A 25705-nucleotide genomic window follows, 5' to 3' on the forward strand; every position below is an offset into this window, starting at 1 on the left:
AGCCCGGACCCGCTGCCGCATGCCGAGGCGATGCCCTCATCTGTCGGCCGGAACCACCAGGATCCCCCGCCCGATGGGATTGGCCAGGACCTGGGCGCGGAGACCGAACACGTCCTCCAGGAGCTGCGCTGAGAGCACTTCCTCCGGAGGCCCTTCGGCGATGATCCGTCCCTCGCCCATGACCACGAGATGGTGGGCGTAGCGGGCGGCCAGATTCAGATCGTGGACGACCATGACCACGGTGCGTTCCAGCTCACGGTGCAGGGCGTGAACGAGGGTGAGCACGTCGATCGCATGGGCGAGATCCAGCGAGCTGGTGGGTTCGTCCAGCAGCAGGATGTCGGTGTCCTGTGCGAGAGCGAAGGCCAGCCAGGCTCGTTGTCGTTGTCCCCCGGAGAGCTCATCGAGTGGTCGATGGGCCCAGTCCTCGGTCCCGGTGCGGCGCAACGCCGCCTGGACCCTCTCCTCATCCTCGCGGGACCACTGTCGCAACCAGCTCTGGTGCGGCTGCCGGCCGCGGGCGACGAGATCGGTGACGGTGATGCCCTCCGGAGCGGTGGGCGACTGCGGCAGCGTGGCGACCGCGGTCGCGAAGGATCTCGGCGCCATCCGACGGATCGGGGTGCCGTCGAGCGTGACCTGTCCGCTGCGAGGCCGCAGCGTGCGTCCCAGCGTCTTGAGCAGCGTGGACTTGCCGCATCCATTCGGACCGATGATGGCCGTGACCGCCCGATCGGGTACGGCGAAGTCCACGTCCTTCAGGACGGTCGTGGGCCCGTAACCGACCTCGACCGCGTGGGCGTGCAGACGTGTCGTGCGGGTCATACGGTCAACCTCCGGCGGCGAGCCATGAGCAAGAACAGGAAGAAGGGCGCGCCGATCACGACCGTGACGATGCCCACGGGCAGCTCGACCGGCAGGAGGGTCCGAGCGATGACATCCGTCGAGAGCAGCAAGAACGCCCCGCCGAGTCCCGAGCCCATGATCGGCGGCGTCGGCGATCCGATCACCCGCATCATCACCTGCGGAGCCACGAAGGCCACGAAGGCGATGGGTCCGGTGGCCGCTGCCGCCACCGAGGCCAGCAATGTCGCGGCGACGAGCGCGACCACCCGGACGCTGTCGACGCGGACTCCGATGCTGCCCGCCGTGGCGTCCCCGAGCGACAGCGCGCCCAGGGCGTGCAGGAGCACCAGGAGGACCGGAACCACCAGGCCGACGACGATCATCAGGGGTACGGCGTGCGTCCAGGTGCGTCCGTCGAGCGTGCCCGTCAGCCACACGACCGCCTGGGCCGCCTCGTGCACCCGAGCCCGGACCAGCAACAGCGATGTGAGGGCCGAGCAGATGGCCGCGACGCCGATCCCCACGAGCACGATCCGGTACCCCTCGACACCGCCTTTCCAGGAGGCGAGGAAGACGACCGCCGCCGCGGTCAGGCCGCCGGCCATGGCCATCGAGGGGATGAGGAGCGTGCTCGACGTGCCGAGGACGATCGCGGCGACAGCCCCGGCGCTCGCCCCGGACAGGATGCCGATCACATCCGGGCTGGCGAGCGGGTTGCGGGTGATGTTCTGGACCACGGCTCCGGACAGTCCGAGTGCCAACCCCACGAGCACCGTCACCACCAGGCGCGGCAGTCGCAGATCGAGGACGATGAAGCGATCACCGCCGTCGCCTCCCCCGACGAGCACGGCGGCCACCCGCCCGACGGAGATGTTCATGTCGCCGATGGCGAGGCTCACGCAGGCGAGGACGACGGTCGACGCGAGCACCGCCAGCGCCGTAGCGGCTGTCCGTGGCCGCCAGGGCAAGGACCACCGCCCCACCCGCACGGCCGCTCTGCGGCCGGTCATAGCGCGGCCAGCTTCCGCCGCCGGACCAGGGCGATGAACAGTGGCCCACCGATGAGCGCGGCGATGATGCCGACCTGCACCTCGAGGGGATGGATCACCACCCGGCCGAGGACATCGGCTGCCACCAGGACGACGGCACCGATCAAGCCCGATAGCGGCACGATCCAGCGGTAGTCGGGTCCGCTGATCGCCCGAGCGACGTGCGGCGCGATCAAGCCGATGAAGACGATCGGTCCCGCCGACGCCACCGCCGATGCCGTCAAGAGCCCGACGGCCCCGACACCGAGGAGCCGGTCCCACAGCAGACGATGCCCGAGGGACGCGGCCAGCTCATCGCCGAGGGCGATCGAGTTCAGCGCCCTCGATCCGCCGAGGGCGGCCAGAAGGCCGAGCAGGAAGAACGGCAGCACCGTCGTCACCTGGTCGAGCCCGCGGCCCGCCAGTGAGCCGACCGTCCAGAAGCGGAAGGAGGTGATGGTCGCCGAGTCCAGCAGCAGCACGGCACTGGTGAGGGCGGTCAGGATCGCCGTCACGATCATGCCGGTGAGCGCGAGGGTGACCGGAGCGGAGTCCCGGCCCGCCACCGAGGAACCGACGGCGAAGACGACGGCACTCGCGACGAGCGCGCCGAGGATCCCGATCCAGACCTGCCCGGACAGGGCGGTGATCCCGAAAGCGGAGATGCCGACGCAGACGGCGAACGAGGCACCCGCGGTGACGCCCAGGATCCCCGGATCGGCCAGCGGATTCCTCGTATGTCCCTGCATGAGGGCTCCGCCGACCCCGAGCGCGATGCCGACCAGCAGGCCGACCAGCGTGCGCGGAACACGGATCTCTCTCACGGCGATGTGGTCCGCCGTACCCGTCGGGTCGACGAGGGCGGCGATGACGTCACCGAGGGGGATGCTGCGTGCTCCGACGACCAGGCTGGCGAGACAGACGACCGCCAGCGCGACGAGGAGCACGGCGGTCAGCGCGACCAGCCGTGTTCCCCTCCCGCCGGCAGTCCGCCGGCCCGGGCTCGCGCTCAGCCCGCCACCTGGTCGATCTGCGGCAGCAGCTCCTCGAGGGCGTACTCGAGGCTGAGGACCGTGCCCCAGCTGAAGGCTCCCGACACCACCTCATCCTCGATCCAGAGGACCTTGTCCTCATCGACCACGGGAAGCTGGGAGTACAGCGGCAGTCCTTCGATCGTCGTCTTCTCTTCCGGCGCGAAACCGACATTCCACACCAGCAGATCCTTGGAGATCTCCGTGATCAGCTCATCGGGGACGATGAGCTCGCCGTACTCATCGGGGGTGATTCCGGCGATCTCCTCGGGGATCGTGAAGCCGAGCTGCTCGAAGAATCGTGCACGGACGTCGTTGCCCGTCCGCAGCACGGTCTCGCCCGGCTCGAATCGCTCCCCGACGGCCACCTCCTGTCCCTCGAACTCGGGATGCTCGGCGGCGGCATCCGCGAAGGCGTCCTCCAGCTCATCGACCAGGGCCAGGGCATCGTCCTCGCGGCCGAGAGCCTCGCCGGTCGCCCGGGTGGCCTCCTGCCAGGTGATCGAGAAGTCGGTGTACTCCTCATCGGGCACGACCACCGGTGCGATGCGGGAGAGCTGCTCGTACTGCTCTTCGGTCGTGCCGTTGTAGAGCGAGATGATGAGATCCGGATCGAGGGAGGCGATCTCCTCCACGGGAGGATTCGCCTCGTCGCGGACACCGTCGTTGAGCACGACCGGCGTCGCATCGCCGAGTTCGTCCTGCGCCCACGGCCAGGTCGCGTACTCATAGTCCCCGTACCAGGGGCTGACGGCGATCGGGGCGACACCGAGGGCCAGCAGCGGATCCTGGTCGGAGAGCCCGAGGGTGACGATCCGCGTCGGCTCCTCGGTGATCTCGGTGGTTCCGTAGGCGTGCTCGATCGTCACCGGGAACGTGCCCTCGCCGGAGGCCTTCGAGTCGTCGTCCTTCTCATCGGAGCTGCTCGAACAGGCGCTGAGCACCACTGCGGCGGCACCGGCGAGGGCCGCGACGCGAAGAAGGCGACGAGGGATCAGGGAGACTGACGACATAGTGGTCTTTCTGCTCACGGGGGGACTGGGCTGGTCGCCGTGGACCACTCCTGGGAGGGTGCCACCACGGGCGAAAGCGAGGTAAGACTATCCTCACCTCCATGTCCCAGCAATGCCTCCGACATGACACTGACATCGCCAGGATGACACGATGATGTCCAGCATGAGCTATTCCGAGAGCAATTCGCCGAGAGACCGGCAGCCGCATCCGCCCAAGGTGACATCGTGGTCTTTTTTCGGCGGATCACATGCCGATCCCCACCACCCGCCGCATCGCCACGACAGCGACCAATTGCTGTGGTTCCCGTCGGGTGGACTCGAGGTGGACGCCGAGGGAGAACGCTGGCTCGTCCAGAACGATTCGCTCGTCTGGTTTCCCGCCGGTGCCGTGCACTCGATCCGCCTCCTCGCCCCGGGCAGCACGGTGAGCATCTACCTCAGCGCGACCCTTCGCCCCGCGGGCGAGCGCTGGGCGAGACCTCGGGTGATCTCCGCCTCTCCCCTGCTGATGGAGCTGGTCCGCCACGTGGGTTCGAGTCAGCTCACGGCACCGCATCGAGAGACGTGCTACCGACTGCTGATCGAACTGCTCGCCGAGAGCGAGGACCGTCGCGTCGGCTTCAGCGTGCCTGCACACTGGGCGGCGCGGCGGATCGCCGAGCACCTGCTCTCCGAGCCCGACGACGCGACATCACTCGACGCGTGGTCGCAGAAGCTCGGCGTGAGCTCGAGGACCATCATGCGGGCCTTCGTCACCGAGACCGGCCAGAGCTTCGCCCGCTGGCGGACGCGTGCTCGCTTGATCGCGGCATCGGCTCACCTGGCCGACGGTCTCTCGGTACAGGCGACCGCCGTGGAGGTCGGCTATCGCACGGCCAGCGGGTTCATCACTGCCTTCCGCGAGGCCTTCGGCGTCACCCCGGCCACCTACGCCCGCGAACAACACCGGCACGGGCGGGACACTACCCTGCTCGCGAACTCTCTCGACTAGGCTCGCAGATGGGCCGGATCGTACTCGAATCCGTGCCGGGAAGGAGCCCTTGATCATGGTGATCGCCGGTCTCATCTTGGCGGGTGTCGCGGCGCTCGTGCACGTGTTCATCTTCTATCTCGAGTCGATCGCTTGGACCAGTGACCTGGCCCGTCGGATCTTCGGCACCGGGACCGTCGAGCAGGCGTCCGCGCAGAAGGAACTCGCCTTCAATCAGGGCTTCTACAACCTGTTCCTGGCGATCACCGCCGGCGTCGGCATCGTCCTGTACACCTGGGGCGAGACCGTGGCCGGCTCGACCCTCGTGTTCGTCGGCTCCGGGTCGATGACGGCGGCCTCGCTCGTCCTGTTGGTGTCGAGCCCGGACAAGGCGTCCGCCGCTGCCAAGCAGGGGGTCGCTCCAGCCCTCGCCGTCATCGCGCTGGCCGTGGGACTCTCGTTCTGACGGTTCAGCCGTCGGCGATGGAGTCCTCGCTCCAGCCCACCAGGTCGGCGACCTGCCGAGCCAGGCTCATCGGATCGAAGGGTTTGGCGATGACACCACGGATCGCCACGCCCGCCCACGGCGGGTCCTCGTCCCCGAAGGTCGGACGGGCGGTGAGCAAGACCACTGGGATGTCGGCGGTGGCCGCATCCCCGAGCAGGATGCGAGCGGCCTCCACGCCGTCCATCTCCGGCATCATGAGGTCCATCAAGATCACCGAGGGCCGATGCTCTCGGGCGAGCTCGATCGCCGTGCGTCCCCGTTCGGCCGTGATGACCCGCCAGCCGGCGAGCCGTGTCAGAGCGATCTCGGTGAGAGCACGGATGCTGGAGTCGTCTTCGACGACGAGAGCGAGGGGTGACGTCATCAGGTATCTCCGCGATCCAAGGTCCGGCGACAGCGCGAGCCGCTGTGCCAGATGTTCAGCCTACCGGCCGGAGCGCCGCGCGGCCGTTCCGCTCGATAGAGTCGCGCATGACAAGACTGCGTCGGCCCGTCGGGTTCGCCGCGATGCTAGGAGGAGTCCCGTGCCGGACGTACAACCTGATGAAGGACGCCTACGGATCACCGTACGCACCGCGACGGGCTCCGGGCGGACGCCGATCTCGGCATTCGACGATGCCTTGCACGGCGCGAACGTCGCCGACTTCAATCTGATCGCGCTGTCCTCGGTGGTACCGCCGCGCACTGATGTCGTGGTCGCCGATGAGCCGCTTCCCGCCGAGCACGGCGACAAGCTGTACTGCGTGATGGCGACCGCCAATGCGGAGCTGCGCGGAGAGTCGGCCTGGGCCGGGCTCGGCTGGGTGTACGACGAAGAGCTCGGCGGGCTCTTCGTCGAGCATCACAGCGGGAGCGAGGAGTCGGTGGAGGAGCTCATCGAGCTCTCGCTGCAGGACATGGCCCGGCGACGTGGTCGTGACTTCGGCCCCACGCACAAGATCGTGGTCGGAGCGCACTGCGTCGACAGCCCGGTGTGCGCGCTGGCCATCGCCACGTACGCGGTCGAGTCGTGGGGTACGGCTCGTGGGTGAGGACGTGACGGGCGCGGAGCCGGTCGACCGTCGAGCCCCCGGCGTCAGGATCGAGCGGCGGACCGTGGTTCCCGCGGCCGAGGCCGAGCAGCTCTATGCCTACTACGAGAGCTCCTTCGGCCCTCTCCGCGAGGCGGCCGCCGCACGGCATGTGGTGCCGCTGGAGGAGTTCGTCGAGGAGATGGCCGACCCGCGCATCGACAAGCTGGTGGCGCTGTCGGAGGCCGACGGTTCCTTCCTGGGCATGTCGACGCTCGCGCGCGATCTCGATGCCGTGCCGTGGGCCAGCCCGGAGTTCTACCTGGCTCGCTATCCCGAGCACGCCGCCCGCGGCGCGGTCTGGTATCTCGGCTTCACGATGACTGTGCCCGGTGTGCAGCGCAACGGGGTCTTCGCCACCATGCTCTCGGCGGTCGTCGAGGCGGCGCTCACGGAGCGGGCGGTGGTCGGCTGGGATATGTGCGCCGCCAATGTCGGCGCGGGCTTCAACGAGGCCGTCAAGGCGCAGCTCGGCGGCGACGACGTTCCCGTGGCGCAGGTCGACGTGCAGACGTACTACAGCGCGGACTTCGCCGGCGGCCGCTGACCGGCATCGGGGGCGACCGGCAGGGTGAAGCGGAAGGTGCTGCCCTTGCCCCAGTCGCTCTCGGCCCAGACCCGGCCTCCGAGCTGGGTGACGATCGCCCGGGTGATCGCCAGGCCGAGTCCGGTTCCTCCCTCGAGACGGGCATCGGAGGAGTCGACCTGGCGAAACCTCTCGAAGATGTCCTCCAGACGGTCGGCCGGGATGCCACGGCCCTCGTCGGCGACGGCGAAGACCACCTCGTCACGCCCCGGAGCGGTGCTGATGCGCACCGTGTCTCCCGGCTCGGAGAACTTGATCGCATTGCCGATGAGGTTGCCGAGGACCTGCGCCACCCGATCCGGGTCCGCGACGACCCGTCCGCCGACGTCCCCGACTTCGAGTGTGACTCCGGCGCGCTGGGCGAGGGAGGCGAGCTCGGTCGCGCTGGTCTCGATCAGCGAGGCCGCGGAGTGGGGCGCGGGACGGACCTCGAAGTTGCCCGAGGCGAGGCGTTCGACGTCGAGGATGTCGTTGACGAGTCGTCCCAGCCGCTCGGCGCTCTCCTCCGCGCTGGCCGCGATCACCTCGATCTCGGGGGGCAGTGCGCCGAGGGCACCGCTGTTGATCAGGCCCAGACCTCCGCGGATCGAGGTCAGCGGGGTGCGCAGCTCGTGGCTGACCACCGAGAGGAACCGGTCCTTCATCCGCTCCACCTCGCGTCGTTCAGTGACATCCCTGAACGCGACGACCGCTCCGGTGACCTCCGAGGTCGCCGGATCGACGATCGGGGACGCCACGATCTCGACGGCAACCTCTGTGCCGTCGCTGCGCAGGTAGACATCGTCCTCGCTGCGGGCGACGGACGCGTGCCGGATCGCCTCGGTGACGTAGCACTCCTCGATCGGATACGGGGTGCCGTCGGGGGCCGGCGCGTGGAACAGCTCATGCGGGTGCGCCGTCCCGATCACCCGGTCGTCGAGACCGAGCATCTCTCTGGCGGAGCGGTTGATGACGGTGACCCGGCCGGACACGTCGACCCCGTAGATGCCGTCGGCGACACTGTCGAGGAGCGCGCGCGTCTGCTCGGCCCAGTGCCGCAGGTCCGCGGTCTGGGCGGCGACCCGATGCTCGAGGTTCAGGCGCAGCTCGTAGCTGTCGCGACTGATGATCAGCTCCCGACCGCAGGCGGCGGCCACGAGCACCATCCACAGGATGACGCGGCCAGGTGTCGTCGGTCCCCCGGAGTTGACCGTCTGCAGGACCCCGGCCGCCAACAGCACGGCGAAGATCGTGACCGTGCCGACGATCTCGGCGACACGGGGACGAGCGACCGCGGGATTGCCCTTTCGGACCGGCGCCCATGCGGCCAGTCCGATGAGGGCGTATCCACTGACCCATCCCAGGTCGGTCCAGGTGCCGAACACATAGCCGCCCTCGGCCTGGCTGATGGCGTAGTTCAGGTCGCTCATCATGTAGAAGAGGTAGCCCGATGCGATCAGAGCGAGTGTCAAGCGGTCGGCGGAGTTGGAGCGCACGAGCAGCAGCACGGCGATCATGGCCACGACGACGTCCAGTACCGGGATGACCAGGACCGTCAGCCCGCCCAGCCCGCCGCTGGTGGTGAGCAGCAGATTGTCGTAGATCAGCGAGCTGGCGATGATCAGCACGGCGGAGCCGGCCACGACACCGTCGAGGACCAGCACGGCGAGCCCTCGACGCGACCGGATGGCCGGGAACATGAGCAGCGCGATGATCGACAGCGTCAGAGCGGCAGCGATCGTGAGGTCGTTGAGCGGGATGGAGAGCCCGGCGGGGCCGCCCGAGGCGGCCCCGATCAGATTGCCGGACACGGCGACCAGAGCGGCGGTCCCGATGAGCCGCCATGAACCACGGCGACGCCGCTGCGACCGGCGCGACCGCAGGAAGCAGCTCACGGCGGTGGCGCCACCGGCGAGCAGCAGTCCCGCGGATGCCGCGACCGCGGCGGCATCGGTCCCGGACTGCAGACCGAGGAAGACGGTGAGGGCGACGACCGCCGCGACGACCACGGCGGCCGCGCACGTGAACGCACGGAATCCCGAGGGCAAGACGGCTGTGGTGGGCGCTGCGCCGTTAATGGGAACCCTCCGATCGTGTCCTGACCGGGGCGATCCGTCGCATGAAGGCAGACGTCGATCCCCCGGTCACCACAGACGATAGCCAAGGCGGCACTCATTCGGCGCCGGACCTGCCGGACGGGCCGGGACGTGGCGCGCGCTCGCTCGGAGCGGCGAGCGCGCACAGGAGCACGCCCACGCCGCACGCCGCGACCCAGGCCCACCCCGGCAGAAGGCTCCCGGTGAGACCACCGGAGTCGCGAGCACTGGCGATCAGGCTGCCGGCCAGCGCGATACCGACGGCCGTACCGACCTGGCGTGCGGTCGATGCCATGGCGCTGGCGACCCCCGCGCGGTCGGGCGGGAGACCGTCGATCGCGGTATTCGTGATCGGAGCGTTGGCGAAGCCGATACCGGCGCCGATCGCCCCATAGGCGGCGAACAGCAGGGGCAGCCTCGTGTCGGCGACGAGGCTGGTCAGCAGGGCTCCGCCGACGATCAGGCAACCGCCGGCGATCAGCAGCAGCGGGCGAGCCCCCACCCTGCTCACGAGATGACCCGACAAAGGCGCGCAGGCGGTCGCGGCGGCCGCCATCGGTAACGTCGCCGCCCCCGCGGCGAGCGGCGACCAGCCCTCCTGCTGGAGGAGCGTGGTGGTGAGCAGCAGGGTCGTGCTGAAGGCGACGAAGACGACGATCGCACCGAGGATCGCGGCGGTGAAGCTCACGACCCGGAACAGGGCCGGCTCCACCAGAGGCACGGCGCGGCGCGATTCCACGATGCCGAGGCCGACGACGGCGGCGAGCAGGACGACGTAGGCGATCGCCATCGGTGGTGCTGACCAGCCGAGATGCGGTCCCTCGATCAAGATCCCCACGCCCGCGGCGAGAGAGACGGTCAGCAGCAGCTGACCCGGGAGGTCGAGTCGGCGTGGGACGGCGGACCGCGACTCCGGGACGAGCCACGCCGTGAGCAGCAACGCGGCCGCCACGACGGGAGCGCTGCTCCAGAACACGGCCCGCCAGTCGAAGACCGCGATGAGGGCGCCGCCGGCGATCGGCCCCGCGGCCATGCTGAGGCCGAAGACCGCACCCCAGACACCGATCGCCCGTGCTCGCTCGCGCGGGTCGGGCATCGCGTTGACCACGATCGACAGCGCCACCGGTGTCAGCATCGACGCGCCGACTCCCTGCACGGCCCGCGCCGCGATCAGGACCTCGAGCGAAGGCGCCGCGGCGCCCATGAGCGACGCGAGTCCGAACACGACCAGACCCGACTGGAAGACGCGTCGTCTGCCGTAGCGGTCGGCGAGTGCCCCCGAGGTGATGAGCAGGCTCGCGAACGGCAGCGTGTAGGCGTCGACGACCCAGGCCAGGCGGTTCGCCTCGACACCGAGACCCTCACCGATCTGCGGCAGGCCGACGGTGACGATGGTGGTGTCCAGTCCCACGAGGAAGAGGGCGAGGGCGCAGATCGCGAGGATGGTCCAACGCCGTCTCCGGGTGGGGGCACGGCGTTGTGCCCCGACGCTCGTCGTGTCCGCTCTCACCGGTCGATCCCTTCACGCTCCCTGCGGGTCGGGACGATCATCCCCGGCCCAGCACATCCCTTCCAGGGGGTTTTGCAGACTCTGCAAAAATCCGGGATGTGGAGGAGGACACACTCGAGACCGTGCGGGCCGTCGGTCCACGACTCAGGTCACTGCGCACGAACCGGGGACTCGCGCTGCGGGAGCTCGCCCAGGAGACCGGACTCTCGGTCAGTCTGCTGTCCAGACTCGAGACCGGCCATCGCCAACCCACCCTCGATGCCCTCATCCCGCTCGCCCGCGTGCACCGCGTCTCGCTCGACGAGCTCGTCGGCATGCCGCCGGCCGGCGACCCTCGGGTCCATCTGCGACCCCAGCGGCTCACATCCGGCGGCGTCGCAGTGCCGCTGACCCGGCACCGCGGTCGCCTGCAGGTCTTCAAACACGTGCTCGGCCCACGGGAGCCCCACCTCGTGAGCCACGTGGGGCACGCCTGGCTCTATGTGCTCGCGGGGCGGCTGCGCCTGGAACTCGACGGCGAGGAATACGAGCTGGTCGCGGGCGAGACCGCGGAGTTCGACTCGATGACACCGCACTGGTTCGGGCCCGTCGACGACGACACCGTGGAGATCCTGCACATCTTCGGCTCGCAGGGCGACGCCCCGATCAGCCGCGTGACCGAGTCTTCGACGGGGACACCTCGACACTGAGCGATCTCGGTGGGAGCGTGTCCCCTTCCTGCAGATCCACCCGCCGCGTCCCACAGTCGGCGCATCGCACATAGAGGACGTATCCGGCCGAGGTGGCGTGCCGGGACTCGACGCTCCAGCCGTGCTCGTGGGCTTCAGTCGGGGTGGTGCTCCACTCTCGGGAGCCGTGCGCTGCGGCGGTCATGGCTCCACAGTGATGTAATGACCTTATGCATCTCAACCCTTACGGTGAGTACGCGGTCCTCCTGGCCGCGTCACTGGCCAACGACTGGCCTGCCGACCGGGCCGGGATCGTGGCGCGCACCCGGGATTTCGGCATGACGGTCGACTTCCCGGCGGCCAGCGAGGACCACCTGCGGGTCCGCGGCGTCATCGACGACTGGTTGACCGTGGTCGACGAGCCCGACCCCCACCGACGCGCCGGCATCCTGAACGATCACATGGCGACCGCCTCTGCCTACCCGCGACTGACCGACCACCACGACGAGGGCTGGCACCTGCATTACCGCTCCGATGACGCGCGATCCTTGCCGCACGTACTGTTCGCCGTCATCAGCGTCGGCACCGCCTTGCATGTCAGCACCCGGGGCATGCACCGCCTCCGCCGCTGCGCCGCGGGAGAAACCCCCGGCGACCCCTGCGGCGCCGTCGTCGTGGACATCACCCGCAACGGCCGACAGCGATACTGCTCGGTCCGCTGCGCGAACCGCGCCGCCGTCCGCCGGCACCGGGCCCGCGGGACCGCGGACGGCTGAGCACTGACGGGCAGAGACGTATCGCCGGGTGGTGCCTATTGAAACTTTCCCATATAGGCATATGATGCTTCCATGGCGCGGGCAGCAACCACCTCGGACGTGTTCAACGCGATCGCCGAGCCGCAACGACGGGAGATCCTGACCCTTCTGCGCGACGGCGAACGAGCGGCCACGGAGGTGGCGCGGGAGCTGGGGTTCACCCAGCCCGGGGCATCCAAGCACCTGCGGGTGTTGCGTGAAGTCGGGCTCGTGCGGGACCGGAGGGCCGGCAAGCAGCGCCTCTACAGCCTGGACGCGCACGGACTCCGGCCGATCCACGAGTGGACGGGCGGGTTCGAGCAGTTCTGGAACGAGAGCTTCGAGCGACTCGATGCCTATGTACAGGACCTGAAGCACACACGAGAGAAGGAATAGCCGATGGGCGGAGCACGGCACGAGGATTCGACGACGGCCGGCCGGGAGATCGTCGTCTCGCGAGTCATCGACGCACCCCGAGAGCTGGTGTTCGAGGCGTTCACCGAGGAGCGCCACCTCTCCCACTGGTGGGGACCAGAAGGCTTCACCACGGTGACCAGGTCCTTCGCGTTCGACGTCGGCGGGGAGTGGGTCTTCACGATGCGGGGGCCGGACGAGACCATCTACCCCGAGTGGATCACCTGGACCGAGATCGTCCCGCCCGAACGGATCGCCCTGGTGCACGGCGAGCACCGCGATGATCCGAACGCCTTCGACTCCTTCCTCATCTTCGAGACGGTCGGGTCGTCGACGCGGGTGGAGCTGCGCACCGTGTTCCCCACCACGGAGCACCGCAATGAGGCCGCGGAGAAGTACCGCGCCGTCGAAGGTGGCCGGCAGACCCTGGCGGCCCTGGACGCCTATGTCACGGACGGCGTGCGCAAGGGGGTCGGGAACTGATGTCCGGGAAGGTGTTCTTCAGCGTCTCGATGTCGCTGGACGGGTACATCGCACCCGAGTCCCCCGAGGAGTTGATGGGCAAGCAGTGGATGGAGCTCCAGGCGTGGGTCTTCCCGCTGAGGTACATGCGCGAGCGCCTGCAGCTCGGCGAGGGGGGCGAGGAAGGTCGCGACAACGACCTCCTGCGCGCGACCTTCGAGCGCACCGGCGCGCAGGTGATGGGCAAGCACATGTTCGACGCCGGCGAGCACGCGTGGCCGGAGACGCCGCCCTTCCGCTCACCGGTGTTCGTCGTGACCCAGGAGGTGCGTGACCCGTGGGAACGGCAGGGAGGGACCACGTTCCACTTCGTCAACGACGGGATACGCAGCGCGCTCGAGCAGGCCCGTGAAGCCGCCGGCGACCGCGACATCCGCATCTCCGGTGGGGGTGAGACGATCCTGAGCTACCTCAACGCCGGACTCGTCGACGAGTTCCACCTCGCCCTTTCCCCCGTGCTCTTCGGCGCCGGCGTCCGGCTCTTCGAAGGCATCGACGCGGGCAGCATCGCCCTGGAGCAGATCGGCTCCGAATCCTCCCCGCGGGCGACGCATCTGACCTATCGCGTGCGTCCGCGAGACTGACGCTCACGCACCGTCGAGGCGCTGTGCCCATTCGATGAAGAGTCGCGTCTCCGTGGGCCCCAGGACCTCAGGGCGGGCGGCCGCCCGCTCGATGAGGTCACGCACCGCGTCGGAGTCTCCGCCCAGGGCAGCCGCTCCCGTGATGGCGGCGATGACGCCTTCGCGGATCGCCACCGACAAGGCGCGATCCTCCTCATCGAGCACGATCTGTCGCAATGTGACGCCGATATTCGCCACCAGCACATGGGCGGCCGCCTGCTCGGGCGTGACGACCAGGCGACCCTGTTCGGCGGCCTGCCGGGTGATCGAGCGCAGGATCTCACTGGGCCGCGACTGGGCGGCCGGTGAGTAGCCGGGCTGGACGGTGCCGTACATGAGCGTGTAGAAGCCCGGGTTCTCCAGGCCGAAGGCGACATGGGCATCCCAGCCGGCGCGGATGTCCTGGATCGGATCGCCCGAGGACTCCGTCGAGGCCTTCGCTTCGAGGTACATGTCGAAGCCGCGCTCGATGACCGCCTCGATCAGACCCCGCTTACTGCCGAAGAAGTGGTACAGGGTCGGCATCTTCACGCCGACCGCGGCGCAGATCGCACGCAGCGAGACATCCTCGCCCGGCGACGCGGCGATCATCTCTGCCGCGGCGTTCAACAGCCGGGTGCGTGTATCGGTATGCAACTCAGGTGGCACACTGCTACAGTAACGTACATATCGTCGATATAGATATACATCTCATCGATACGCTGAGGAGGAGTCGACCATGACCGACCGCACCCTGACGGGGAAGAACGTGCTGATCGCCGGCGGCGGCAAGAATCTCGGCGGGCTCATCGCCCGCCAGGCCGCCGAAGCGGGAGCGAATACCGCGATCCACTACAACTCAGAGACCAGCCGGCCCGAAGCGGAGAAGACGCTCGCGGCCGTCGAGGCCGCCGGCGCCCGCGGCGTGATCCTCTCGGGCGACCTGACCAGGCCCGCCAACATCGAGCGGCTCTTCAGCGATGCTGAGACAGCCCTCGGCACCATCGACATCGCCGTGAACACCGCCGGCAAGGTGCTGCGCAAGCCGATCATGGAGACCACCGAGGACGAGTACGACTCGATGTTCGATATCAATTCCAAGGCGGCCTACTTCTTCATCAAGGAGGCCGGCAAGCACGTCGCCGATGGCGGCAAGATCATCACGATCGTCACCTCGCTACTGGCCGCGTTCACCGACGGGTACTCCACCTACGCCGGTGGCAAGTCCCCGGTCGAGCACTTCACGCGGGCCGCGGCAAAGGAGTTCGCCGACCGAGGCATCTCCGTCACCGCGATCGCTCCCGGGCCGATGGACACCCCGTTCTTCTACGGCCAAGAGACCCCCGAGCGGGTCGAGTTCCACCAGTCGCAGGCCATGGGCGGCCAGCTCACTCAGATCGAGGACATCGCCCCGATCGTCCGTTTCCTCGCCACCGAGGGATGGTGGATCACCGGACAGACGATCTTCGCCAACGGCGGCTACACCACCCGCTGAGACACCGCAACGAAGCAAGGAGCAACACCATGGCAGACATCACCCTTCCCGAGCCCGTCGCCTCCTTCGTCGATGCCGTCAACCGTCACGACGAGGCCGCCTTCCTCGACTTCTTCACCCCGGAGGGGGTCGTGGACGACTGGGGACGCACCTTCACCGGGCGCGAGCAGATCAAGGCCTGGAGCGACAAGGAGTTCATCGGTTCACACGGAACCCTCACGGTCGAGGAGGTCGCCACCGAGGCCCCCGACGCGGTCACCGTCACCGGCGACTGGCGCTCCCAGCACGCCAACGGCCGCTCGGCCTTCACCTTCACGGTCGACGGCGACAAGCTCACCTCGATGACCATCCGCGAGGGCTAGCAGCCGGCCCTCCCGACCCGGTCTAGACCACGGTCGTACATCGCCCCCTCAGGCCGACTACCGGCCCAGGACGAGTTACTGAGCAGCGCACCAGGTTGCCGGGGTTGCGAGCCGAAGACTCGACCCGCCTCGGCGGCGGTCAGCCTTCCGCGATGCCCAGCAGCCCGTGCACGCGTCGCCAGAACTCTTCGATGAGCCCCTCGTCGAAGGCCTGCTTGTTCGTCTGGCGGCGGGAGGCGGGCTTGGTCTGGGCGTAGAAGCGACCGGCCTGCCAGTCGACGCCAGGGCGGCCGTTCAGAAAGAACGCGAGGTTCGCCCCACCCTTCTCCGGTGCGATCAGTGCCAGCTTCGACAGCGGCGTGCGGTACAGCAGGCGGGTGAGGAAGTCGTTGTTCTCCGCCCCGAAGCTCGTGCGCACATTGCCGGGATCGAAGGCGGCGGCCCTGATGCCCTGTACCCGGTGATGACGGTCCAGGCCCAGCGCAAACAGGATGTTCGCGAGCTTCGCGTCGCCGTACGCGCGCATCGGCGCGTAGCGCTTCTCATGGTTGAGGTCCTCGATATCGACCTTGCCGACGATCCGGGCCGACGCGCTGGAGGTGTTGATCACCCCGCCCTCTCCCGCCCGCAACGGGTCGAGCAGCAGATGCGTCAGCAGGAAGGGGGCGAGCAGGTTGACCTGGAAGGTCTTCTCGTTCCCGTCCTCTGTGACCGCCCGCTCGCCGAACACACCGCCGGCGTTGTTCGCAAGCACATCGATTCGATCGACCGTCGACCGGATTTCCGCCGCAACCCGGCGCACATCATCGAGGCGGGTGTAGTCCGCTACACAATGATCCGCGCCGATCTCGCGGGCCACGGCTGTCGTCTTCTCCGGCGATCTGCCTACCAGGACGATCCTTGCGGACGCCTGCGATCGTCTCACCTGCCGCGCCGCCTCCGCACCGATCCCGTCAGAACCCCCGGTGATCACGATCGTCCGTTCACTCATCGTGCCTGTCACTCCCTCTCGCCCTGCACTTCAATGTCTCTATTGACACTACAGTGCCATAGATAACTCTTCAAAGTAACATGGGCGGGTGAGCACTACAGGAGAGAGCCTGAGGGAACGCACACGCCGTGCAGTGCGAGCCGAGATCGCCAAGGCAGCGATGGAGCTGTTCCTCGACCAGGGGTTCGAGGAGACCACCGTCGAAGAGATCGCCCAAGCGGCCGGTATCTCCCGGCGCAGCTATTTTCGCTACTTCGCCAGCAAAGATGATGCGCTCGCCGCGGGGCTGGCGATCGTCGGCGAAACCGTCGCCGAGGCACTCGAAGCACGTCCCGACGACGAGACCGCCTGGCTGGCGCTACGACGCGCCTTCGACACCCTCGTCCACCAAGCCGACACCGATCGGCAGGCCCATGCTCTTGGAAGGCTGATGCTTCAACACCCACACCTACAGCGCGCTAAAGACGCGATGTGGACGAGCGGGATCGCCAGAACGCTAGGGCCACGACTCCCCAACGATCAACGGACTGCGATCCACGTCGAAGCCGTCGTTGCTTCTGCGATCGCCTGCCTGCACGTCGCACAGGAGCACTGGCTCAAACCCGACGCGCGCGACTCTCTCGGCGCGCTGCTCGACGAGACGATGAAGGCCATTCGCCCCTTCGCCTAGAGCTCCACACTGCGATGCGGCCGCGCCTGCGCAGCACGGTTCGATCCGAGAGCCGCTGCTGACTCGATCAGCGAGCAACGGCCGATGTGTCCTAGTCGGCGAGAACCTCGTCAGGGTGTTCAGATTCTCGGTGCCGCTGTTCACTGGCCTCTTTCGATCGCTCAAGGGGTAGATGCGGCCGTCGAAGGCGATGGCGAGGGGACTCAAGGGCTTGAGCCTCAGCGATGACGTGAAGGTGCGAGCCTCGCCTCCCGGCGGAAGCGTGACGTTCTCAACTTCCCTCGATGGGTTCGATGACATCGGCGCGTCGGCTGAGATAAATGATCGAGGACCTGATGTCGGCGATCTCGGGGCGACGGGCGAGCCGCAGAACGAACTCGCGCAGCTCATCGGTACTCGAGACCGCGACATAGGCAATGAGGTCAGCCTCGCCGGTGACCATATACACGGCGACCACATCGGGGAGACCCTCGACCGCGTCGCAGAAGGCAGACGCAGTCGGAAGCGCCTGGGGTCGGATCTTGATCGACACGTGCGCCTGCACGCCCCTCCCGATCTCGCCGAGGTCGACCGTCGCGTGGAAGCCGGTTATGACACCACGGTCCTGAAGCGCCGCCACCCGAGCCAGGCAGGTGGAATCGGCGACACCTAGCTCGCGCGCGAGCTGCCGGTTGCTGAGTCGAGCATTTTGCTGCAGACGCCGCACGATCGTGCGATCTATTTCGTCCAACACACCCTCCGAAGCTGCGGGACCGAACTAGTTTCGGTCTTTATCGAGTATAGCCGAATCATATGTACGCTTAAATCGGAAAAACGCTAACTAGTGAGGTCTCGTGGCAAATAAACTGGTGATCATCGTTGACGAAGGAATCGAGCACGGGGTGGCAGCCAACGTCATCGGGCTCCTCGGTATCGGTGTCGGGCACCACATCGACGGAATCGTCGGGCCCGCCGTTGTAGATGCCTCGGGCCGCTCCCACCACGGCATGAGCACCATCGGGCTCCCAGTGCTGGCCGCGGACGCCGAGGTACTCAGCCGGCTCTACCAGGACGCGTCAGATCATCCCGGTATCACGGTGCTGGATGTCACGGACGCAGCCGTCTCCTCGCGGGACTACGACACATACACTCAGCGACTACAAGACCCAGAGCGAGGATGGCGTCCGCTGGGCCTCGCACTCACTGGACCCAGACGCCAAGTCGACCGGCTCACGGGAAGACTGAGGTTGCTCCGATGACCGCCACGGCCAGCACGCACCGCCCGGTGCGATATCCGCTCTGGGCCGGACGCACAACAGCGCTGTTCGCGATCGCCGTCTCTGCGCTGAACCTGCGCTCCGCCGTCACGTCCCTGTCGCCGCTCCTGCACGGGATCGGCACCGAGTTCGGGTTCGGCGCAGGCACGATCGGGGTCTTCGGGATGCTCCCACCCGCATGCTTCGCATTGTTTGGCGTGCTCACCCCCGTGTTGATCCGCCGCATCGGGCTGGAGTACACCGCCATCGTCGCGCTGCTGATCACCACCGCGGGGGTCGCCCTACGCGGCCTTTCGGGCAACACCTCATCACTGATCCTGCTGTCCATCGTGGCGCTGGCCGGAATGGGCATCGCCGGCGTCGTCATTCCCCCACTGGTGCGCGAGTACTTTCCCGACCGCCTTGCCCTGATGAGCTCGGTCTATCTGATCGCGCTTCATCTGGGCGCGCTCCTTCCACCGCTCTTGGCCGTGCCATTCGCGAACTCGATCGGCTGGCGTCTCACCATCGCCGTCTGGGCCGTCGTGGCCGCCCTCGCGGCCGCGCTCTGGGCCATCACCGACCGGGTCCGCAGAGATCGTCCGCACCACCATGTCAACCAGCTCGAAGCTGACGCCAAGCCGGTCGGTGTGCTTCCGAGGCATGCCTGGAGATCACCGACGGTATGGAATCTCACCGTTCTGTTCGGCATGACCTCGTGGAACGTGTTCATCCTCTTCACGTGGTTGCCGACCCTCATCATCGATGCGGGGCACACCGCGGAATTTGGCGGCACCATGGTGTCCCTGCTCATCGGCGTCAGCATGATCATCGGCGTCTTCGCCCCGACTCTCACCATCCGGCTTCGCAACCCCGCTCCGCTCGTGGAAGCCTGCGTGCTGCTCTACGTCATCGGCTACGCCGGGATAGCGATGGCTCCGCGGTCCGCCACGGTGCTCTGGGTAATCCTCCTCGGCGCCGCCTCCAGCCTGTTCATCATCGCCACAACCATGATCAACACCCACAGCAGCACCCCGGCCGGCTCCGCCGTCGCATCCGGCTTCGTCCAAGGTATCGGCGGTGCGATCGCCGTACTGGGCCCGCTGCTGTTCGGGCTCCTGCACACGTGGACCGGCACATGGGGCGCGTCCTACGCCCTCGTAGGAGCCTCCCTGACTATCCTCACCGTCACCGGCATCCGTGAACGACGTCACCGCACCCTCGAAGACGACATCTCCCACTGGGAAAGATATGAACAGCCGCAACAATGACCGACACAGACGTCGACCGGTGTGTGGGTCTGGCCTGGCCTGAGAGGAGATGGCCGTGGCTGACACGACCGATGTCGTCTTTGACGGCGGGTATCCGGCTCGACACCGAGCTCGCCGAGCCTTTCGGCACCCTGCTCACCAAAACGAAGGAGTCCGCTGGCGATGCCAGCGGACTCCTTCAATCTTCAAGTAACTCATCGGCGCTTACTCAGTCCATATGTTTGAGTAAGGACACCCTGGTGGTATCTGAGGTACCCAAACGGAAAACCATACAGCAGCTGGATCGCCTTGATTCCGCATGGTTACAGGGATCTCCGGCCTTCGAGCCGTCTCCGCCGCTCGTCTTCGACGAGGGATTCGAGGTCGTCGAGAACCCTAGTAGACGTAGTAGAACCGCTCTCACGGAGAAGGAAGTAGAAGCTATTAGAACCGCTCGGGTCGGCGGTGAGAGCATCATGTCGATCGCCAAGCGGTTCGAGGTCAGCCGGATGACGGTGTGGGAGAAGACGCGGTGACGTCGATCAGACAGGGACGCGAGCCGTCCACCGCTCAAGCTGATCAGTAACGTTAGGCGCGTCACGAACAAGGGTCGTTTTCCACGACAGCAGACCATCGTTTTGAAGCCTGCCGATCAGCGTGATCGGGTGCACACCCAATGCGTCCGCCTCCGTCTGCGCCCAGGTCACGCTTGGTCGTTCGGGAACGACAGGGAGCGGCTCCGAGATAGCCAGTTCACCAGCAAGCTGATCGGCTTCCGTTTCCTCGTCCTGACTCTCTTCAGATAGGTCGTCAATGATGACTCCCCCGTCCTCTGAGACGTGGCCCAGCAGAACATGGGCGGTTTCGTGGAGGATTGTGAAGAGCACTTTATCTAGCCGCTTCCATCGACCGGAGATGCCGATCACGGGAGTGTCCTCGACGATCAGTGCGCACCCATCGAGCTTCCCTCCGGGGAACGCTTCAACGTAGATCAGCTTCACTCCGACTTCCGCGAAAGACGCTTGGAAGGCGGCAAACTCCTCCGGATTGCGTGCCCTTTCCGAGAGCTGCTCGGCCAACTCTCGAAGTCGATCACGGGAGTATGACGCAACCTGCAGCTCACGCGCACTGGCCTTGACGCACGCGACCCAGGCTTGCTGGAGCACTGTCACTGCCTCGTCCGTGTTGCTTCGCCTGGCGGCGAATCTGACTGTCAGCTCCTCATCAAGGCTCTGCATCCCAAAGAGGTGAAGGACCTCCTTCGATTGCCCGTCTGGATCAGACGCGGTGATGAAGCCACGCTTCCTCAGCAAGGCGACCGGTGCTAACTCACGCAACCTGGCGCGGGTCTTTACGGCATCAAGGCTCTCCCTGGTGCGCGAATCCTGTGCTTGCTTCCAGAGGAGATAAGAGTCCTGAAGCTTGAGCCAGAACTCTGCGCTTGTTCCGAGCGCAGCCGCGATCTGCGCGGCGGACTCGCGAGTGATCTCCTTCTTGCCGGAGATGATCTCGGAAACGAACTGTGCCGGTCGTCCCAAAATCTCCGCAAAGTCGGCCTGAGTCCAGCCGCGCGCGTCGAGTTCGTCAGCCAGGTGTTCCCCGGCCGGGAACACCTCGGCAGCCATCGGCGTACTCATGATCGTCACTCTCCTTCAGTGGTAATCAACCATCTCGATGATGATGACCATCCGGCCGTCATCATCCGTCTGGAACTTGATGATGAGCCTGAACTGGTCATTCAGGCGGATGGATGAGGTTCCGGCTCGGTTGCCCTTGAGCTGCTCCAACCGGAGGGAACGCATCGCATATAGGTCTCGTTCGTCAGTGGCCGCGCGCAGTACCTGGATCTTCTTCCGGTACGCCTTGATGATGTCTGCACCCCAGCGCCGCGGCGCATAGGACGCATCTTCGGCCAGACGCCGAAGATCATCATCCTCGAAGACGACACGCAAGCGCTCCACCTCACCCAGAACAACATGGCCAGGTCTACGCTATCGCATCCCCTTATCGATCTACTCGTCATGGGTTCATCACCCTTTGCATGAATCATGGTACCCTAGTACCATCGGTTCCGCAAGGCACCGTGTCCTGCAACACAAGTGGGCCGCCTCGCTCCAACGAGACGGCCCACCAGAAAGCTCCGAGAATAACTACTCAGAACCCGTACAAGTTCGACAGTAGTGGAGAACTCTCCTCTCGGGCATGAGAAACCCGAGAGGAGGTAGAGATCATGGCTCGCAACTCGAAGCAGACCGGCAAGGCCGCCGCGAAGGCCGCCAGCAAGGTTCTTCGCGGCAACTACAGCGCCGCAGCAAAGAAGGCCGCTGGCAGCGCCCTGTCCCAGACCCCCAAGCGGGGCAAGTAAGACGATCGATCGGCAGCCCGGGTGATCATTGCCCGGGTTGCCGATCACCCAACCGATCGAGAAGCAAGGGGTAGAGGGGCACCATGACACGCCGTTCGAATCGGACCAAAGGAGGCCTCACATGGGCATACGGAAGCCAGTGAATCTGCCGAGCAAGCAGTTCCCAACCCGGAAAGCCGCAAAAGACTGGGTTCGAGATGAAATCAAAGACCACTACGACCTGGAAGAGACCGTCACAGACCCATTGCACATTGCGGTTCTCTTCGATCTTCTCGACCGCGACGACGATGCAACTGAAAAGGTCGGAGTCGGAGTCGCCGAGTTCTTCATTCGGCTTACATCCCGCGGCCAAGGACACATTCGGTACGTCAAGCGAGACGCCCGTGGCATCTGGATTCGCCGAGTCGACGGCTCGGAGGATGATTGGAGCTACACGAGCGCCGTCGACCAGGAGGGCATCAAGTCGGATGTCAAAGATGCATTGCGTGCGGTTATCAACGACGAACGACTCGCGTTTCGCGAATCGGCTTTTAGCGCCGGACAAGTTCATTGCGCTCGTACAGGCGTAGTTATCGGCTCTCTCCAGGATGCCGAAGTGCGATATGAGAAACCTTCATGGGCACAGCTCACAGAGGGCTTCGCGAAGGACCAAGGAGGGTGGGAGAACATCGCACTCACAGCGGGCGAAGGTCAGACGCAGATATCCGGAAGTCTTGCGGACGCCAACCAGCTTCAGGCGTGGAAGAGCTACTGGCATGAGCACTCGCGGCCAGTCATTGTCGCAAAGTCAGCTCGATAGCCCCAACACTCTCCGCCGGAGTGGCGGGCCGAACTCCTCTGCAGAAGACCGGCTCTGCGCAGTCTGGGCGGGTGAGTGAGTTCGGAGGGCGTGGCGTGATGGGGTGAGGCGGGTCGAGGTCCGGAGGATCGGAAGCGACCAAACCTCGCTCCGTCCGGAAGACCTCCTCCCGCGCCCGATGCTACGCCGTGCGCCGACGCGCGCCTATCTTCTGCCTGTTACTGCGACCGCTGCGATCTGCTCGTGGGCCTCGTCGGCCTGCCCCATCCCCGAGATCGCGCGGCTCGGGCGCACTCTGCGCCAATGGTGGACGCTGTTCCTGGCGTACTGGGACACCGGCCGTGCCAGCAACGGCGGCGCCGAGGCCGTCAACGGGCTCATCGAACTCGCCCGCCGCGTCGCCCACGGCGATGCGGGAGCCAAGACGCGCTCAAAGTGCTCGCCACCCGGCGATCTGACGTCCGACACTCGGGGCCCGACATTGACGACAGGGCGTCTGGTATCGAGACCTTACCTCCGCTTACGCTTCTTGTTCTTGCGACGAGTCGCAGGCTTTCGCGCCGGAGGTCGCGGTGCCGACATCTTGTCAGGCGGGAAAAGTCCCACGATCGCTCGGTCCATCTCCGGGTCCGGTATCGGGATAGTGCCGTCGTAGACGACTTCGACGAGCTCCTTGGTTTCCTGGTCGAAGATGAAGGCGGCACCCCTACTGAACTTCAACTGGTACTTCTTCGCACGCAAGTAGTCGCTGGCGAGCTCGACGATGTCAGTGAGCGCGTAGTGTGCCGGCTTGGTCATCCACACAAGCAGCCAGGCGTTGCCGAGCCTGGTGCCGATCGGCACAGCCTGGGTGCGTTCCCGACCATTAGGGTCAGGCGAGGCAAGCAGCTTGCTGGGGATGCGGGCCATGTCCGCCTGTGATTTCGTTGACGCCGACAGCAGCGTCGCACCCGTACTGAGCCAGCCGAAGGTTCCACGAGCCTGCAACTCGTCGACGAGTGCGATCATCGGCGAGCCGGTCAGGGTCGGCTTTTGAGCGTGGGGGCGTTCAGGGTCAAGCTCGGCGTAGTACCAAGCGTCGAGAGGATCAGTTCGACTCGCGATGATGCTCCGCCCCTGCTGCTTGCGCCGTCGAACATCCCTAGCACTGGGAGCAGTGACGTAAGGCAATTCGGCGGCCATGACTTCTGGGTCAGGTGCGACGTACAGTCCCGCTTCGTAGAAGTAGAGGAATAGGTCGAGTTCGTCTGGCGCGGCGTAGGCGAGCGATACCTCCGGATCACGGCGGCGACGAAGGTAGAGGAGAAACTCGGCCGGTCTGTCGACGAGGCGGGCGATGAGTTGGAGGTCGTGGATAGACACTACCCATGGGATCTGTTCAGCCTCGAGGAGGCCCGCAGCGACAAGGTCACTCGTAGCGGTTGCCACGCCGGACAGGTCTTCCAAGCTGAGTGCGACTGTGTGGATCTCCCGAATGTGAGACAGATCTAGCCATCCGGTTTGGTGGAGCCTCGCACCGCCGTCGTCCTCTATGCGCTTCTGCAACCGAGATGCCTGCTCAGATGCTTTGCTGATGATGCCCGTCAGATCTCGGCGCAATCGTCGTGTCTGCCCCGCTCTGGACTCTGGAGTGATGGCGACTGCTTTGGCCTCGACGATGATTGCCACGTCATCGAGCACGAGCAGAAGGTCACCTTCGACCTTCTTCGTGTATCCGACCGGGTCACCCTCGGCTTCCTGCTCATTCACCGGAACAAAGTAGTCGAATGATGCGTATGTGCTCGCTCCGGGGAGCATGCTCTCGAGCGCCGACTTCCCCAAGTCTTCCAGAAGGGTGCCACGCCACTTCTGGTATTGCTCCCATTCGGGTAGCGCCTTGAGTTCCTGCTCTAGGTTCTCTCGGATCGCGGGCAGGATCAATGCGTCATGTACGAGCATGAAGGTGCCTCGGCCGGTGGCGATCACCGGGTTGGTGCGCAGCAGGTTGTCGCCACCGATGAACGCATCCAAGATGGCTCGAGCGCTTGCGTGCGCGGTGTTGACGGCGAAGCGGCTCAGTACCGCTTCTACTCTCGCTACGTCCTTTCCGAGCGAAGTTGCGACCTCCGCAGCTGGGACAGCGACCAGGTCTGCGGTCGGCTGCCAACCGCGATTGTGCAGCGCGCGAAGTCGATTTCGAGTCTCTTCATCAGTCGGACTCTGTCCACGCTTCGATGCCTCGTATTCGTCATGCAAAGCACGGAATCCGGCTTCCCAACGGTCGTTCATCGCCTCGACCTGCAACTCATGGAGTCGCGTGAGAACCTCGATGGCGTCGATTGCGTCGAAGCCGAGGTGTTTCGTCAGCGCAGTTCTCACCTCCTGTTTCCCAAACAGTGCTTCGTAGGTTGTTCTCACCATGTCTGGGTACGAGCTGCTTCTGATCCAGATCGAATTAGAGCGAGCGGAGAAGGCGAGGAAGTCCAGGCTTTCCACCGGGCGGCTACGTACCTCGATCAGCTCCCGCGTCTGCGCCAACTCGATCAGCCGCCCCACCGACTCAGCCCACTCATGGGCTGCTTGATAGAGCGAGTTTGGTTGCTCGTCGACCGCCGACCCATCACCCTCGCCCATGCTCAGGGCTTGAGCGAGCAATGCGAGGATCTCGGCTTTAGTGACCCCGCCCTCGGTGTCCGGTTTGACCTTCCCGCCCACTGACCAGGGCAGGCAAGCGATACGAGCGAGTTCGACAACTCGCTCAGGTCTGTGTGAGATCAGCTCATTGCCGAGCATGGACAGCTCAGCGTCGATACGACGGTCAAGCTCGTCAATCGGCGACTCGAATCCATCCAACTCTTCTACCAGCAACACGTGGCGGTCGACCGACCGCATGATGGTCTGACTGTGCGGATCGAGCGGGAC

At 66.1% G+C, this 25705-nt stretch carries 30 protein-coding genes and 1 pseudogene; 18 read left to right on the plus strand and 13 right to left on the minus strand.

What is annotated here, in order from left to right; all coding sequences use genetic code 11:
- Positions 1–36: 36 nt before the first annotated feature.
- The 4 genes from JL108_RS17020 to JL108_RS17035 all read right to left on the minus strand — a co-directional run bounded on the left by JL108_RS17020 (position 37) and on the right by JL108_RS17035 (position 3918).
- The gene (locus JL108_RS17020) at positions 37–825 is read right to left on the minus strand and encodes an ABC transporter ATP-binding protein (protein ID WP_205199335.1); all 789 of its coding nucleotides are present in this window, start codon (positions 823–825) and stop codon (positions 37–39) included.
- Positions 822–1856: an iron chelate uptake ABC transporter family permease subunit gene (locus JL108_RS17025; protein WP_205199336.1), complete on the minus strand. Its 1035-nt coding sequence runs from the start codon at positions 1854–1856 to the stop codon at positions 822–824. Before JL108_RS17025 ends, JL108_RS17020 begins: the two co-directional genes overlap by 4 nt.
- Positions 1853–2821: an iron ABC transporter permease gene (locus JL108_RS17030; RefSeq protein WP_205199337.1), complete on the minus strand. Its 969-nt coding sequence runs from the start codon at positions 2819–2821 to the stop codon at positions 1853–1855. The genes JL108_RS17025 and JL108_RS17030 overlap by 4 nt, the downstream gene beginning before the upstream one ends.
- A 62-nt stretch (positions 2822–2883) precedes the next feature.
- A complete protein-coding gene (locus tag JL108_RS17035) occupies positions 2884–3918 on the minus strand; it encodes an ABC transporter substrate-binding protein (protein ID WP_205199338.1) in 1035 nt (344 codons plus the stop codon).
- Between the two features lie 163 nt (positions 3919–4081).
- Between JL108_RS17035 and JL108_RS17040 the strand changes: the two genes are divergently transcribed.
- Together JL108_RS17040 and JL108_RS17045 are read left to right on the plus strand one after the other, a co-directional pair.
- Positions 4082–4909 (plus strand): AraC family transcriptional regulator, encoded by an 828-nt coding sequence (locus JL108_RS17040; RefSeq protein ID WP_205199339.1) that lies wholly within the window; start codon positions 4082–4084, stop codon positions 4907–4909.
- A gap of 55 nt (positions 4910–4964) precedes the next feature.
- Positions 4965–5354 (plus strand): DUF1304 domain-containing protein, encoded by a 390-nt coding sequence (locus JL108_RS17045; protein ID WP_205199340.1) that lies wholly within the window; start codon positions 4965–4967, stop codon positions 5352–5354.
- A 4-nt stretch (positions 5355–5358) separates the two neighbouring features.
- Here the strand turns inward: JL108_RS17045 and JL108_RS17050 are convergent, their stop codons facing one another.
- Entirely contained in the window at positions 5359–5760 is a 402-nt protein-coding gene (locus JL108_RS17050; protein ID WP_143914545.1) for a response regulator, read from the minus strand.
- Positions 5761–5920: 160 nt separating this feature from the next.
- Here JL108_RS17050 and JL108_RS17055 point away from each other — a divergent pair, with 160 nt between their 5' ends.
- Both JL108_RS17055 and JL108_RS17060 read left to right on the plus strand, forming a co-directional pair.
- Positions 5921–6427 carry a pyruvoyl-dependent arginine decarboxylase gene (locus JL108_RS17055; protein ID WP_185973188.1) on the plus strand — a complete coding sequence of 169 codons (507 nt, stop codon included), beginning with the start codon at positions 5921–5923 and terminating at the stop codon, positions 6425–6427.
- Positions 6420–7013 (plus strand): hypothetical protein, encoded by a 594-nt coding sequence (locus JL108_RS17060; protein ID WP_205199341.1) that lies wholly within the window; start codon positions 6420–6422, stop codon positions 7011–7013. Before JL108_RS17055 ends, JL108_RS17060 begins: the two co-directional genes overlap by 8 nt.
- Here JL108_RS17060 and JL108_RS17065 read toward each other — a convergent pair.
- Together JL108_RS17065 and JL108_RS17070 are read right to left on the minus strand one after the other, a co-directional pair.
- Positions 6983–9079, minus strand: coding sequence for an ATP-binding protein (locus tag JL108_RS17065; protein ID WP_205199342.1), 2097 nt, complete (start codon positions 9077–9079; stop codon positions 6983–6985). The genes JL108_RS17060 and JL108_RS17065 overlap by 31 nt on opposite strands.
- Before the next feature lie 124 nt (positions 9080–9203).
- Complete coding sequence (locus JL108_RS17070) at positions 9204–10637, minus strand: MFS transporter (protein WP_205199343.1); 1434 nt, start codon at positions 10635–10637, stop codon at positions 9204–9206.
- A 98-nt stretch (positions 10638–10735) separates the two neighbouring features.
- Between JL108_RS17070 and JL108_RS20560 the strand changes: the two genes are divergently transcribed.
- The 5 genes from JL108_RS20560 to JL108_RS17095 all read left to right on the plus strand — a co-directional run bounded on the left by JL108_RS20560 (position 10736) and on the right by JL108_RS17095 (position 13619).
- Positions 10736–11326 (plus strand): XRE family transcriptional regulator, encoded by a 591-nt coding sequence (locus JL108_RS20560; protein ID WP_307837308.1) that lies wholly within the window; start codon positions 10736–10738, stop codon positions 11324–11326.
- 209 nt (positions 11327–11535) lie between these two features.
- Entirely contained in the window at positions 11536–12081 is a 546-nt protein-coding gene (locus JL108_RS17080; protein ID WP_205199344.1) for a CGNR zinc finger domain-containing protein, read from the plus strand.
- Positions 12082–12153: 72 nt separating this feature from the next.
- The gene (locus tag JL108_RS17085; RefSeq protein ID WP_143914538.1) at positions 12154–12495 is read left to right on the plus strand and encodes a helix-turn-helix transcriptional regulator; all 342 of its coding nucleotides are present in this window, start codon (positions 12154–12156) and stop codon (positions 12493–12495) included.
- Between the two features lie 3 nt (positions 12496–12498).
- Positions 12499–12996: an SRPBCC domain-containing protein gene (locus tag JL108_RS17090; protein ID WP_205199345.1), complete on the plus strand. Its 498-nt coding sequence runs from the start codon at positions 12499–12501 to the stop codon at positions 12994–12996.
- The gene (locus JL108_RS17095; RefSeq protein WP_205199346.1) at positions 12996–13619 is read left to right on the plus strand and encodes a dihydrofolate reductase family protein; all 624 of its coding nucleotides are present in this window, start codon (positions 12996–12998) and stop codon (positions 13617–13619) included. The genes JL108_RS17090 and JL108_RS17095 overlap by 1 nt, the downstream gene beginning before the upstream one ends.
- 3 nt (positions 13620–13622) lie before the next feature.
- Here JL108_RS17095 and JL108_RS17100 read toward each other — a convergent pair whose 3' ends face one another.
- Positions 13623–14306, minus strand: coding sequence for a TetR/AcrR family transcriptional regulator (locus tag JL108_RS17100; protein ID WP_205199347.1), 684 nt, complete (start codon positions 14304–14306; stop codon positions 13623–13625).
- Between the two features lie 70 nt (positions 14307–14376).
- On the opposite strand from JL108_RS17100, the gene JL108_RS17105 reads away from it, so the two are divergent.
- Together JL108_RS17105 and JL108_RS17110 are read left to right on the plus strand one after the other, a co-directional pair.
- On the plus strand, positions 14377–15132 hold the full coding sequence (locus JL108_RS17105) for an SDR family oxidoreductase (RefSeq protein WP_205199348.1): 756 nt from the start codon (positions 14377–14379) through the stop codon (positions 15130–15132).
- Between the two features lie 29 nt (positions 15133–15161).
- Complete coding sequence (locus tag JL108_RS17110; RefSeq protein ID WP_205199349.1) at positions 15162–15494, plus strand: nuclear transport factor 2 family protein; 333 nt, start codon at positions 15162–15164, stop codon at positions 15492–15494.
- Between the two features lie 139 nt (positions 15495–15633).
- On the opposite strand, the gene JL108_RS17115 is transcribed toward JL108_RS17110, so the two are convergent.
- Positions 15634–16485 carry an SDR family NAD(P)-dependent oxidoreductase gene (locus JL108_RS17115; protein WP_205199350.1) on the minus strand — a complete coding sequence of 284 codons (852 nt, stop codon included), beginning with the start codon at positions 16483–16485 and terminating at the stop codon, positions 15634–15636.
- An 88-nt stretch (positions 16486–16573) separates the two neighbouring features.
- On the opposite strand from JL108_RS17115, the gene JL108_RS17120 reads away from it, so the two are divergent.
- Complete coding sequence (locus JL108_RS17120) at positions 16574–17155, plus strand: TetR/AcrR family transcriptional regulator (RefSeq protein WP_205199351.1); 582 nt, start codon at positions 16574–16576, stop codon at positions 17153–17155.
- 271 nt (positions 17156–17426) lie between these two features.
- Here the strand turns inward: JL108_RS17120 and JL108_RS17125 are convergent, their stop codons facing one another.
- The gene (locus tag JL108_RS17125; protein WP_307837309.1) at positions 17427–17888 is read right to left on the minus strand and encodes an Lrp/AsnC family transcriptional regulator; all 462 of its coding nucleotides are present in this window, start codon (positions 17886–17888) and stop codon (positions 17427–17429) included.
- A gap of 100 nt (positions 17889–17988) precedes the next feature.
- Between JL108_RS17125 and JL108_RS17130 the strand changes: the two genes are divergently transcribed.
- From JL108_RS17130 to JL108_RS17140, 3 genes are read left to right on the plus strand one after another with little or no spacing between them, the layout of a single operon-like run.
- Complete coding sequence (locus tag JL108_RS17130; protein ID WP_205199353.1) at positions 17989–18393, plus strand: DUF2000 domain-containing protein; 405 nt, start codon at positions 17989–17991, stop codon at positions 18391–18393.
- Positions 18390–19661: a CynX/NimT family MFS transporter gene (locus JL108_RS17135; RefSeq protein ID WP_205199354.1), complete on the plus strand. Its 1272-nt coding sequence runs from the start codon at positions 18390–18392 to the stop codon at positions 19659–19661. The genes JL108_RS17130 and JL108_RS17135 overlap by 4 nt, the downstream gene beginning before the upstream one ends.
- Positions 19658–20176, plus strand: coding sequence for a hypothetical protein (locus tag JL108_RS17140; protein WP_205199355.1), 519 nt, complete (start codon positions 19658–19660; stop codon positions 20174–20176). The genes JL108_RS17135 and JL108_RS17140 overlap by 4 nt, the downstream gene beginning before the upstream one ends.
- A gap of 6 nt (positions 20177–20182) precedes the next feature.
- Here JL108_RS17140 and JL108_RS17145 read toward each other — a convergent pair whose 3' ends face one another.
- Positions 20183–21277, minus strand: a complete 1095-nt coding sequence (locus JL108_RS17145; protein WP_205199356.1) for a HigA family addiction module antitoxin — start codon at positions 21275–21277, stop codon at positions 20183–20185.
- A 15-nt stretch (positions 21278–21292) separates the two neighbouring features.
- Positions 21293–21592: a type II toxin-antitoxin system RelE/ParE family toxin gene (locus JL108_RS17150; protein WP_205199357.1), complete on the minus strand. Its 300-nt coding sequence runs from the start codon at positions 21590–21592 to the stop codon at positions 21293–21295.
- Between the two features lie 278 nt (positions 21593–21870).
- Between JL108_RS17150 and JL108_RS20330 the strand changes: the two genes are divergently transcribed.
- The 3 genes and pseudogenes from JL108_RS20330 to JL108_RS20635 all read left to right on the plus strand — a co-directional run.
- The gene (locus tag JL108_RS20330; protein WP_260437764.1) at positions 21871–22005 is read left to right on the plus strand and encodes a hypothetical protein; all 135 of its coding nucleotides are present in this window, start codon (positions 21871–21873) and stop codon (positions 22003–22005) included.
- Positions 22006–22126: 121 nt separating this feature from the next.
- Positions 22127–22804: a DUF3223 domain-containing protein gene (locus tag JL108_RS17155; RefSeq protein ID WP_205199358.1), complete on the plus strand. Its 678-nt coding sequence runs from the start codon at positions 22127–22129 to the stop codon at positions 22802–22804.
- A 178-nt stretch (positions 22805–22982) separates the two neighbouring features.
- Positions 22983–23201: pseudogene (locus JL108_RS20635) on the plus strand (transposase); the annotation flags it as partial.
- 113 nt (positions 23202–23314) lie between these two features.
- On the opposite strand, the gene JL108_RS20055 reads toward JL108_RS20635, so the two are convergent.
- Positions 23315–25675 (minus strand): hypothetical protein, encoded by a 2361-nt coding sequence (locus JL108_RS20055; protein ID WP_240191421.1) that lies wholly within the window; start codon positions 25673–25675, stop codon positions 23315–23317.
- Between the last annotated feature and the right edge of the window lie 30 nt (positions 25676–25705).

Source organism: Aeromicrobium sp. YIM 150415 (genome assembly GCF_016918125.1).
Classification (GTDB): domain Bacteria; phylum Actinomycetota; class Actinomycetes; order Propionibacteriales; family Nocardioidaceae; genus Aeromicrobium; species Aeromicrobium piscarium.